Consider the following 12,196-nt stretch of genomic DNA (forward strand, 5'->3'; position numbering starts at 1 on the left):
TCGCTATGTGACTGCCTTCTTAACGTGTGCCTTTTTTGTCGTTGCACCGTTTTCGCGAAATCAATCCATTGTGATGGAGAGGGGTATATCCATGAACGGAATACATTACAAGTGGGGCAGATCCTTATTGCTGCTTATCATTACCGCACTTGTCTTAATGACGGCAACAGGTTGCAGCTCAAGCAGTCAGACGAATGGAGCGTCGAATAACGGAGGCAGCGGAAAGACATCAGAACAAGCACAAAACAATAGCGATTCAGGCAAGACAGAGTCGACAGGCGGCGACGTGTCGGGTGATTTTGAAATCCAGTATTTTGTCGGCGGATATGGCGATCAGGGCTGGAAGAAGATTATCGCGGAGTTTCAGAAAAAGTACCCGAATGTAAAAGTCAAAGAGTCAGCAGGCCCGAAAATCAATGATCAGATGAAGCCGCGCTGGATTCAAGGAAACCCTCCTGACTTTGTCTACATTGACGGTGCTGGCTCGAATGCAACCCAAATGGTACAAGATGATCAATTGATGGACTTGACAGATTACTTTAAAGAGGCCAAGAATGCGGATGGCAACAAGATTTCTGACGAACTGCTGCTGAAGCCGATCGACTACAGTGGCAAAATTTATACGATTCCATTCGTATTCGGCTCCTGGGGAGTTTTCTACGACAAGAAATTTTTTGCAGACAATGGCTGGACTGAACCGAAAGATTTTGAAAGCTTTATAAGCGAAGCGAAGAAAATCAAGGAATCCGGCAAGGTCAATGCGCCATTTATTTTTACAGGAAAGTACCCGTACTACTTCCAAAATGGTGTAATGGATTCTGCATTTGTCGTGAACAACAACAACGATACTTCTATTTTGCTTGATATGTTCGCCTTGAAGGAAGGCGTGTTCAAGAGCGAGCCAGTGAAGAAGACATTGGAGCAAATGGTGCAAATGCGGGATGCAGGCCTTATTGACCCAGCCTCAGCTCCAATTAACCATATTGACTCGCAAATGCTGTTCCTGCAGCATAAGGATGCCTTTATTCCGAATGGACTCTGGCTCGAAAATGAAATGAAGAAAGATGTTCCGCAAGGTTTTGAATTCGGTTTCATTCCATCAATCACACAAAAGCCGGGCGGCGAATATGTAGCGATACCATTTACTGCTACGGTAGGAATTGCGAAGAAAGCGAAAAATCCAGCTGCCGCAAAAGCATTCCTCGAGTTCTTATTCACGAAGCAATCTGCCATTACATGGGCGGAGGAGACAGGTGCACTTGGCAACTTGAAAGCGGATTTGGAGAAATCAAATGCGAGTGAGCTGTCCAAGACAGCTATGAAATTTTACAGCTCAGACAACACCATTGTTGCTCCTTACATTGAATTGAATGCGGATGTAGACAAGGTGAGATCAGACTCAACCCTTGCACTTATGATGGGCAACATTACTCCAGATGAATGGATGGATCGGATGGAGAAGGCGGCTGCGAAGGCAAGAAAATAAAGGAGAACAGTGATTATTTGGGGATGCATGTGTGAAGTCGTAGCGCATGCATCCTGATCTATAACACGACGGCTTTGAACAAATGAGAGTTAAGGAGGGGACTACTTGAAAAAGATGGTGCCCGCACAGGGAACTCCCGCAAAGGGGAATGCAAGCGGAAGAGTCGGCCTCTCATGGAAGAGAAAGCGTCAGCTCTTTGTGTTCGTATTTACGGTACCAACATTGCTGTTTTTCTGCTTGTTTATGATCTACCCCATTTTTCACGGATTGTATTACAGTTTTACAGACTGGTCGGGTGGATCGGAGACGAAGAACTTGATCGGCATCCAGAACTATCGCGACTTGGCAAATGACCCTATAATCATCAAGGCGATCATGAATGATTATTTCTTTGTGTTTTGGAAGGTAGTTGGCATTGTCGGATTAGGGGTATTGTTCGCCGTACTGATGACCCGTTTTCGGGTACGTGGAAGCGGATTTTTCCGTTCAGTATTTTTTATCCCCAACATCCTGTCGGTCGTAGTCATTGGCGTGCTTTGGAATTATATTTACAATCCTAGTATTGGATTTTTAAATTCGTTTCTATCTTTGTTCACGTCAGAAAAGGTTCAGACACCATGGTTAGGAGATCCGAAACTGGCGATGTGGATGCTGCTGCCTCCGGCAATATGGGCAGGTGTAGGCTTTGTCATGATCCTCGTTATTGCGGGCATTTTGAATATCCCGAAGGACTTATATGAGGCAGCGAGTATTGATGGTGCTAAGGAGTGGCAGCAATTTTGGCGTGTCACGATGCCGCTTACGTGGGAGCAAATCAAAGTATCCATTCTATGGGTGGTTATGACAACCTTGAATGGCTCGTTCGTCATCGTGTGGATGATGACAGAAGGCGGACCGGATAATGCAACACAGGTCATGGGCTCATATTTGTATCAAATGGGATTTCGACAATTCCATTTCGGCTATGCTTCCGCGATTGGTGTACTGATCCTTGTCCTGTCGCTCATAACAACCCTGGCGCTTCAGCGGCTAATGCATAGAGATGCAATTGAGATGGCTTGATTATTTGGACTGGAAAAGGAGAGGACAGTCTATGAATTCCATAGAGCAATATCCTCGTAAGCGTTCTCAAAAGGTTGTTAGAGCCTTATTGTATGCGTTGCTCGGGATTTGGACGATATTCGTCATTTATCCGCTGCTGTGGACGATCCTTGGTTCGTTCAAGACGAATCAGCAGTTCCTGTTACATGCACCGTGGAGCTTGCCGGAGTGGCCGCTTGAATGGGCTAATTTCACAGCAGTTTGGAGCAACTACCATTTAGGGATGTACTTTACCAACTCATTGCTTGTTACAGTGGCAAGCACCGTGCTGGCATTGCTTCTATCTTCAACTACATCCTATGTTATCGCTAGATTTCCGTTTCGCGGAAGCATGGCGCTCTATAATTTATATTTGTCCAGCATGATGATTCCCCTTATCCTTGGCTTAATCCCGTTATTTTTCCTTCTTTCCAACCTGCATCTGGATAATTCGCTTCTGGGACTGATTCTGGTGTATACGGCAATTAATTTGCCATTTGGCGTATTTGTGCTTGTTGGATTTTTTAGGTCGATGCCGAAGGAACTGGATGAGGCGGCTTCCATCGACGGCAGCTCGCATTATGGTGTTTTTTTTCGTATTATGCTTCCGCTTGTTAAGCCTGGACTTATATCTGTTGGCATGATGAACGTATTGAATATTTGGAATGAATATATTATTGGTACGGTGCTGGTAAATGATCCCGATAAGTATACGATCCCTGTCGGCATCGCGATTATGCAGGCCGAGATGCAGTATCGTACAGAGTGGGGGCCACTTTTTGCGGGATTACTGCTTTCGATCATCCCTGTACTAATTTTATATATAATCTTCCAGAAGCAAATTACAAGCGGCATGATGGCTGGTGCGATTAAATAACACATATCCGAGTAGGGTAAGGGGATAGTGTTGCGAATGAAAATGATGACTTATATGCAGCAAGTCGGCCGATCACTGATGATCCCCATTGCAGTGCTCCCCGCAGCTTCGATATTAGTGCGTATCGGAGATATTCATTCCAATATCCCATGGATGGCAGCAGCAGCAAGTGTATGCAAGTTAGGTGGAAACGCCATTTTCGATCATATGCCGCTCTTTTTTGCTGTGGGGGTAGCGATTGGATTGACATCAGGCCAAGGGGTTGCAGCTTTGGCCGCTGCTGTTGGTTACTTTGTATTTACGAATGTCATGAAGCATTTTGAGCATGGAATTGTCTTGGATACGGGTGTTCTGGGAGGAATGCTATGCGGAGGGATCGTAGCTGCCTTGTATAACCGTTACCATAGAATAAGGCTCCCGGCAGCAATCGGATTTTTCGGAGGCAAGCGTTTTATCCCGATCATATCTTCCGTTGCGATGGTTGGTGTAGGGGTAGTAGCTGGCCTGATTTGGCCGACAATCCAGGAGGCCATTCGTGATACAGGTTCCAGTATACTGACGGCAAAAGGCTGGGGGGCTGGCATATTTGGCTTGTTGAATCGATTGCTCATACCTACTGGACTGCATCATATACTGAACAATATTGCATGGTTTCAAATTGGGGAATACGTAACAGATTCCGGGGCGATTGTGCGAGGCGATTTGTGGCGGTTCCATGCAGGCGATCCGACAGCTGGAACCTTTATGGCAGGATTTTTCCCTGTTATGATGTTTGGACTGCCGGCTTATGCACTTGCCATAGTCCGTTCCTCCCAATTGTATGAACGCAAGCGTGTTGCGTCGATTATGTTGACAGCCTCATTGACAAGCTTCCTGACAGGGATAACAGAGCCGCTTGAATTTACACTTATGCTGACTGCCCCAGTTCTTTATGGTCTGCATGCCATTTATACGGGATTAGCACTCATGCTAGCAGATCTCATGAGCATTCGAGCAGGATTTGGATTCTCAGCAGGCTTCATCGATATGTTCATATCGTGGACGAGCGTTAGAAATGCTCTGCTCTTGCTATTACTCGGAATTCTTTATTTTGGACTGTATTATGCGACCGCAACAATTGCAATCCGTGTATTTCATGTTCACGCACCAGGACGTGAGGAGCAGGCAACGATGGAGGCCATAATCCCATCAATTGGAACGCGAGATGATACAGATGCCCTATTGGAACGATTGCTAGGCTATATAGGAGGAATGGGAAATATTCGAGCTGTCGATGCGTGTATTACTAGACTTCGGCTGCGGCTTGAGGATGACTCCAAGGTAGATGAGGGAGGGATTATGTCTCTTGGCGCGTATGGTTTGATGCGTGTCGGCAAAGGTCACATCCATATTGTGATGGGAACGGATTCGGAGCTTCTGCGGGAGAAGATTGAGCGAAGATTAAGCGTGTCAGCATTTATTAACGGTTAGCACGCATATCTCGGTTATCCATTAGCAGGGCAGTTCGATTCTTGGAAGGGGAGAGCGGATGATTGAACGGAAAATTGTGCATGTCCTGTCGCATAATGTGGTGATGACCAAACTATCCAATGGGAAAAACTCTATCGCCTTTGGCAAAGGGATTGGCTTTCAAAAAAAGCCGGGTATGGAGGTGAATGAAAATGATATAAAACAGGAATTTTTACTGCATACGACGGAAGTGCTGGAGCATTACGAGCAAATTTTGTATGCGGTGGATTTCAAAATTATTGGTGTAGTCGAGGAAGTGATTGCATTTGCACAGAGTCATTTGGAAGGGGATTTCTCAGAAACGATTCATTCTGCACTCGTTGATCATATTAATTTAGCCATTGAGCGCTGCAAGCGCGGCTTAGTGATCAGCAATCCCTTCATGTTCGAAATTCAGCATTTGTATCGAGATGAATATCGCGTAGCAGAGCGGGCGATAGATTACCTAAATGATCAGTTGGATGTGAACTTGCCTCAAGATGAGGTTGCGTTCTTGGCAATGCATTTTCACGGAGCAAGAAGTGGCGGCAAGGGCAATAAGTCTGTTGCTGAATTGAAAATGATATCGAGAGTGCTGGAGAATGGCAAGCATGTTGGCATTGACTTTGATGAGTCGCTCTCCACAGTACTCTTTATTGGTCACTTAAAGGGACTCATTGATCGAGTAAGAGCAGGGAAGACACTTAACAATCCGCTGCTCGTTCAAATTCGTGAAGAATATGAAGAAGCCTATGAAAAGGCAATTATATTGGCAGGCTGGATTGCTGAAGGGCTGGAAAAAGCGGTACCCCCAGAAGAAATCGGATTTCTAACGATGCATTTGGAACGGCTTGTTCAGCGGAAAAATGTTAGCATATGAGGGAAGAAGCAATGGATGATAACATGAAAAAAAAGAGGACAGAATGTCTATCGCATTCTGTCCTCTTTTGTGTAAATTTAATTATTGACCTGAGCAGAAGAGGAGGCAGATGATTCGCCTGCACTGTTTGCAGCTGTTACATGATACCATCCGCCTGGTGTTAATGTAATCAGCTCAAAGTCAGTTGAGGCAGAAGATCCGATTCGCTCATAAGGGCCGTTGCGGCTCGCGCTGTAGTAGATGTAATATTCGCTTGGATTGTTGGCTGAAGCCTTCCAAGTAAGTTTTACACCCATATCCGTTAACGATGCCTTCAGTCCGCTAGGAGAGTCAGGAGCCTGAGCTGCTGACTGTTGCGGCTCCTGAGCATTGCCATTATCGGCTTCATGGCTACCGGCTTGGCCGCCTGAATTTCTCCTGCTCGATTCACTTGGATCATTGGTACCCGGTGGTTGAGGTACCTCTGTTTTTGTTCCTGAGCCTAGAGCTCCCCACTGGACAATTTCAGAAGGTATCGATTCATGTCCACCGACATCGACAGCTGTCACATAGAAGCTGTATTGTTGGCTGCTTGATGCATAGCTGCTGAATCTCGTATCATCACCGGTCAATACGGTTCCACTTTGCTGCTGGTATGTTCCGCCGTTCAATGATCGATATAGACGGTATCCGACTACATCGGATTCTGGATTGCGAGAGAAGGTGATGTGAACGGCATCGCTCTTCGATGCTGCAATCCGAACGTCGCGTGGTGCAGAAGGCGCTTTGCCATCGTCTTGACGTGGATCGACCTTCGCTGGTGCGTCACTATTGGCGTCCTCCGGCAAATAGGCAGATAAAGATCGGCGATTGCTGCTGGATGATAAATGACCCAGCGCCTTCTTCAATTCTTCAACAAGCTCCTGGATTGGCTTCTCACGCTTCAGTACAACCTTCTCTGCAACCATATCAGCAGGAGTGCTGTCCTGTGGTATATAGTTGACGCCGTCATAGGTAATGTACTTCATGTGAACAAGCGCATCTTCTTCGGTCTTTGGAACATACTTGCGGTTGAAAATATCTGTAACGAATTTGCCGCCAAGTCTTGTTAATTCATTTGGAAGCTTACCGCTGTACCCAGACACTGTCATGCTTACAATGCCGTCAGGACGAGTAAATTCCTTCGTTTGCAGCAGGTCAGGCTTGGCCTTGTTCACCTCGTTCATGACCTTCGACCATATCTCTGTCGAGCGTGAGCGGGCATCGCGATTCAATACATGAATCGGCTTGTCATAGCCTACCCATACGCCCATCGTGACATCAGGAGTTGAGCCGATGAACCAAGTATCCGCATAGTTCTGGGTCGAGCCAGTTTTTGCGGCAACCTCAACTTTTCCATATAGGTCAAATTCGCCTCTCACGCGGCGTCCTGTACCTCTCGAATCCGTAATGACCGATTTCATCATGTCTGTCATCAGATAGGCGCTTTGCTTGGAAACGACCGCTTGCGGTTCTTCCTTGTGCTGATAGACGATATTTCCTTTGGAATCTACAATTTTGCTAATCAAGTACGCATCATTGAATACACCCTGATTCGCAATTGCACCGAATGCATTGGTAATTTCCTCAACCGTAACGCCATAGCGCAAGCCGCCTATAACGCCAGTTTGTGCGTAGTAATCTTCAGGCTGAATGGTTGTGATACCGAGCTTCTGCACGAAATCCAGCGCTTTTTTCACACCCAGCTTCTCGATGTAGATTTTGAGAGCCGGCAGGTTAAGTGATTGGCTTAATGCGCTTCGTGCGGTAACGAGCCCTTGATAGCGACCGTTGGCGTTGCCTGGAATATGATAACCCTTAGAGCCGTCCTTGAGCACCATCGGAGCATCGTCCAATATGGAAGCTGGTTGAATCAAGCCCTGGTCAAGCGCAGGCAAATACGCAGCCAGCGGCTTCATCGTCGAGCCAGGCTGCTTCAGCATTTGCGTGGCGAAGTTCATCTGCTCGATCTTGAAGTCTCTTCCTTCGATCATGCCTAGAATAGCACCAGATTTATGATCGACCATCAACGACGCAACCTGTTCAACACCTTTTGTTTTACTGTCCGGTGAGAAATTATTGGGATTGGAAGATACTCGCTTCATCGCATCATATATCTTTTTGTCGATGGTGGTATATACGAGATACCCGCCGCGCAACAACTGTTCGCGTGCCGACTGCAGCATATCGTTGTTCTCGCGCTTGCGCAAGTCTGCCTTCGTAAGTCCTGGGTTTTTCTGAAGCACGAGCACTTCTGCGGCTGCGCGTTCCGCTTCCATCATCAGATACGGATATGTAGCGTATGCCTTCTCCCGAGGCTGGGCAATCGATTTGCGAATATCAAACGCCAGCGCTTCATTATATTGCTGCATCGAAATTTTATTTTCTTCAAGCATTCGTTTGAGAACAAGCTTCTGCCGCTCTATCGCACGTGCAATACCTTTTTCATTGATTTCACCTTTACCGTTAAAGGCCGAATAGGCAGAAGGCAACTGTGGAAGACCCGCTAAATATGCAGACTGGGCAATATTCAGCTTGCTCAAATTATCAATATTAAAAATACCTTTAGCTGCTGCTTTAATTCCGTATAAATTATAGCCTGTTGAACCGTTGCCGAAAGGAACCTTATTTAAATATGCAACAATAATTTCTTCTTTGGACAACACGCGCTCCATACGCAGAGAGAGCAATATTTCCTTTGCCTTGCGGCTGTCGGTACGATCCAAATTCAAAAATACTCGTCTTGCCAATTGTTGTGTAAGCGTACTGCCGCCCGTTTGCACAGATTGATTCAATACTTTCTGTACTACAGCCCGAGACAGTCCGCGAATATCAACGCCCATATGTTCATAGAATCGATTGTCTTCAATCGCGATAAGGGCATCTATGACGGATTGGGGGATATCTTTTAATGAGACGGGACGACGATCTTCTTCGGTTCGAAGCTGTCCGATTTGATTGCCGTCATTGAAAAAGACGAATCCCGTTATGGCATTCTCCTGAATCTTCTGCTGAATCATTTCCCGTGGGCGAACTGGTTCGTCCTTAATTAAGGACGTTACATAACCGAGACCAGCCCCACCAGCAAATAAGCCGCATAGCAGGCCGAACAGCATGAGCCATTTGATAACGGACCATATCGTGCGGCCAATCGACCTCTTGCGCGTCGGTTTTTTGCCGCTTTCCGTCACTTTCTCCTCAACCATGCATTTTTTCCTCCTTAGTAAGTGCAGCGCTTTCCATTATACCATAAAAGTGAGGGGAAAAAGAGCGTCGTAAATCGCATTTCCTGATGATAATATAGCGGGTAAACATAAAAAAATCGCCTCCCGCTAGGGGAGGCGATTGTGGTGTCGCTTCTATGCGATAGAGCGAATCTTATCGGCTGTAGAACTCGACGATTTGCTTTTCATCGATGTCTTGGGACAACTCGCCGCGCTCAGGCAAACGTACGAATTTACCTTCCATAGCAGCTTCGTTGAATTCCAAGTATCCTGCCAAGTGATGACGGCCTTCAAGAGCCTCTTTGATCACTTTCAAGCCACGGCTTCTTTCACGCAAGCCGATAACATCACCAGGAGTTACGATGTAAGACGGGATGTCTACTTTTTTACCGTTCACAGTCACGTGACCGTGTGCTACCAATTGGCGAGCACCTGCACGGGAGTTGGAAAGGCCAAGACGGAATACCAAGTTGTCCAAGCGGCTTTCGAGCAAGAACATGAAGTTCTCACCAGCGATGCCTGGCAATTTGGATGCGCGGTTGAACAATGTGCGGAATTGCTTCTCGCCCAAACCGTACATGTGGCGCAATTTTTGTTTTTCTTGCAATTGAACGCCGTAGCCGCTCAATTTTTTGCGTTGTCCTGGACCATGTTGTCCTGGAGGATACGCGCGCTTCAATTCTTTACCAGTACCGCTCAAGGAAATTCCAAGACGACGGCTCAATTTAAATTTAGGACCTGTGTAACGTGCCATGTTATATTGACTCCTTCTCAATCAAAATTATCGTTAGATTGTGGGGTGTCATTGCGTCGAAATCATCCTATGCCGTTCGATCAATTCGTTCAGCTCCGACTCAGGTTTTCAGCCGCTGCCTAGTCGGTGATGATTGTCGTGAGGGTGACACAACAGTTTCGCCCATATACATCACATAATATTATAAGATAGGACACTCTTCTGTCAAGCTATCAATTCCAATTGTGCTGGAAAACGTCTAGTCATTAGATCTTTAGGCATGGTTCTAATGGACCAAAATTTTAGAATTGGTTTTCGGGATATAGTACATTTTCATTGAAAAATCATGTATGATAGGAAATGAACAACCTTTCGAATATGAAGGAGAAGAGGATGACGGAACGTCAACTTCCACATTATACAATTGAATTAGAACCGAAAAAGATAGAGACAAAGGATTACCAAGAATCCGCTCCTGTCGATGATGAATTGGCAATAGAAGGATGGTTGTTGCAACGTGATGTGACACCTCATGACTTTCCGTATATTGCCTCACTGCTGCAATCCGCCTACCGCGCGTGGCTGAAGGATATGCCAAATGAAGCGCTGTCCATCATTGGAAGCAGCGCTATTTATGATTATTCCGGTGGATGGCTCGCAGGAGATAAGTCACTGCTGGATACGGACAGCAGAGCCAGCGAGGCGATGAATGAATGTTTGCAAGAGCGAACCAAGACGATAGCAGCTATTGGAGACGGGGTATTGGTTATGTGCCCGCTGCACACACGAGAAGGGCGTGATGTGTTCGCAGTCGCTGTGTATAAACTGCTGATGCCGAATGAGGCTATGACAGCACTCGAAGCGTGGACACACGCGCTTCGCGCTCAGTTCTATCTTGCATTTGAATATACATTTATTAAAGAACTTATGTACACACAGCGCGTTGTTGAAAGAGAATATAAGCGCAGAGATGTTCTATATAATGTTGTGCGTCACATGCATGATCGAATTGATGTAGATGCAGTATTGACGCAAATTATGGAAAGTGTCGAACGGCTTGTGCCGGAATCGAGCATTGAGGTGTATTTATCGCAAGATCATCATAGTGTGAATCCGAAGGTGAAGACGCTCGTATTCAAGTCATGGGGAGACCCAATTGTAATGCAGGCCTTTATGAAGGGCGAACTATGTTACGGACGAACGCAGGAGGGACATATTGAAGTTGCCTTTGCACTTTGCGGCAAGCAAGGCTCATACGGCGTGTTGAAGGTATGCTTCCTTGGCGAGGATCCTGATCCTTCGGATGTGCAGCTCATTCAACTCGTCGTAGAGACAGCAGGGACGGCTTTTGAGAATGCACGACTTCATGAGCAAGCCAATGAAGTCATACAAGAGCTCCGTTTTATCAATGATTTGACGAAGCGAATTAATCAGAGCCTGCGGCTGCGGGATGTATTCCGAGACGCTACGCATGAACTGCTGCGGGTGTTCGGTGCTGAATTTTGCCTATTGCTGCAGCTCCATACTGAGAAGAATCGCTTCGAGGTCGTATCCTGTAATTTAGAAGAGTTTGATGGGGCTCATATGCCGGCAGATGAAGGATTGTTCGGCTATATGATCTCACTGCGTGAACCGATAATTGTGTCTGACTGTACGGAGCAGACTCCTGCTTCGATGCAATTCTTCGAGAAGCTCGGCTTGCGTTCCGTTATTGCAGCTCCGTTATTCGGCGGAGGCGAGCTGGTTGGGATTGTCTTGCTTGCAGACAAGCGGCCGCAATTCTTTACGTATGAGAACTTGAAGCTGCTGCAAATGCTTGCTACTCATATTGGTCTTGCTATTGCAAACGCCACCTTGCATGCAAGAGTGAAACATCTTGCGAATAAAGACCAGCTTACAGGGCTTTTTGCAAGGCATTATTTGGACAAGCAAATCGATCGGCTGCAAAAGAATGATTTCTGTGGGTCATTGATTGTGGCGGATATTGATTATTTTAAGCATATTAACGACTCCTATGGTCATCAAATTGGCGACAAGATTCTGAATCAAGTCAGCCGAATCATACGCTCATCGATTCGAGAAACAGATATTGCGGCCCGTTGGGGCGGTGAGGAGCTTGCAATATACTTGCCACAGCTTACCTTGTCCCAAACACTTGGTGTGGCGGAACGGATACGGACTCGAGTGGCCAATGAAACAGATCCGCGTGTTACGGTTTCATGTGGAATTGCAGACTGGAATTGGCAGGATGAGAAGATTAGTGTGGAATCTTTGTTCTACCGGGCAGATGTCGCCTTGTATGAGGCGAAGAACGGTGGACGGAACCGGATTCAAGTGAGCAAGAAGGAGTGGTAAGCGCATTGCGATACCGTCGAATAATTCCAAAACAGACGTGAAACGCTAAAAGAGG

Annotated in this window: 8 protein-coding genes; 6 read left to right on the plus strand and 2 right to left on the minus strand. The window is 46.4% G+C overall.

The genetic code is table 11. The features are described from left to right. The first annotated feature begins 91 nt into the window (after positions 1-91). The 5 genes from ACQ5BJ_RS09485 to ACQ5BJ_RS09505 all read left to right on the plus strand — a co-directional run bounded on the left by ACQ5BJ_RS09485 (position 92) and on the right by ACQ5BJ_RS09505 (position 5,811). Complete coding sequence (locus tag ACQ5BJ_RS09485) at positions 92-1,486, plus strand: extracellular solute-binding protein (protein WP_430109956.1); 1,395 nt, start codon at positions 92-94, stop codon at positions 1,484-1,486. A gap of 114 nt (positions 1,487-1,600) precedes the next feature. Beyond that, positions 1,601-2,548, plus strand: a complete 948-nt coding sequence (locus tag ACQ5BJ_RS09490; RefSeq protein ID WP_051135153.1) for a carbohydrate ABC transporter permease — start codon at positions 1,601-1,603, stop codon at positions 2,546-2,548. Positions 2,549-2,579: 31 nt separating this feature from the next. Beyond that, on the plus strand, positions 2,580-3,443 hold the full coding sequence (locus tag ACQ5BJ_RS09495) for a carbohydrate ABC transporter permease (protein ID WP_163975683.1): 864 nt from the start codon (positions 2,580-2,582) through the stop codon (positions 3,441-3,443). Between the two features lie 36 nt (positions 3,444-3,479). Continuing rightward, positions 3,480-4,913, plus strand: a complete 1,434-nt coding sequence (locus ACQ5BJ_RS09500) for a PTS transporter subunit EIIC (protein WP_430109954.1) — start codon at positions 3,480-3,482, stop codon at positions 4,911-4,913. Between the two features lie 58 nt (positions 4,914-4,971). Next, the gene (locus ACQ5BJ_RS09505; protein ID WP_430109952.1) at positions 4,972-5,811 is read left to right on the plus strand and encodes a PRD domain-containing protein; all 840 of its coding nucleotides are present in this window, start codon (positions 4,972-4,974) and stop codon (positions 5,809-5,811) included. Between the two features lie 77 nt (positions 5,812-5,888). Here the strand turns inward: ACQ5BJ_RS09505 and ACQ5BJ_RS09510 are convergent, their stop codons facing one another. Next, on the minus strand, positions 5,889-9,035 hold the full coding sequence (locus tag ACQ5BJ_RS09510; protein WP_005548194.1) for a transglycosylase domain-containing protein: 3,147 nt from the start codon (positions 9,033-9,035) through the stop codon (positions 5,889-5,891). A gap of 172 nt (positions 9,036-9,207) precedes the next feature. After that, entirely contained in the window at positions 9,208-9,807 is a 600-nt protein-coding gene (gene rpsD / locus ACQ5BJ_RS09515; RefSeq protein ID WP_163975677.1) for a 30S ribosomal protein S4, read from the minus strand. A 372-nt stretch (positions 9,808-10,179) separates the two neighbouring features. Between rpsD and ACQ5BJ_RS09520 the strand changes: the two genes are divergently transcribed. After that, positions 10,180-12,141: a sensor domain-containing diguanylate cyclase gene (locus ACQ5BJ_RS09520; protein WP_289355001.1), complete on the plus strand. Its 1,962-nt coding sequence runs from the start codon at positions 10,180-10,182 to the stop codon at positions 12,139-12,141. Positions 12,142-12,196: the final 55 nt, after the last annotated feature.

Source organism: Paenibacillus sp. B1-35, assembly GCF_050474385.1.
GTDB classification, from domain to species: Bacteria; Bacillota; Bacilli; order Paenibacillales; family Paenibacillaceae; genus Paenibacillus_B; species Paenibacillus_B alvei.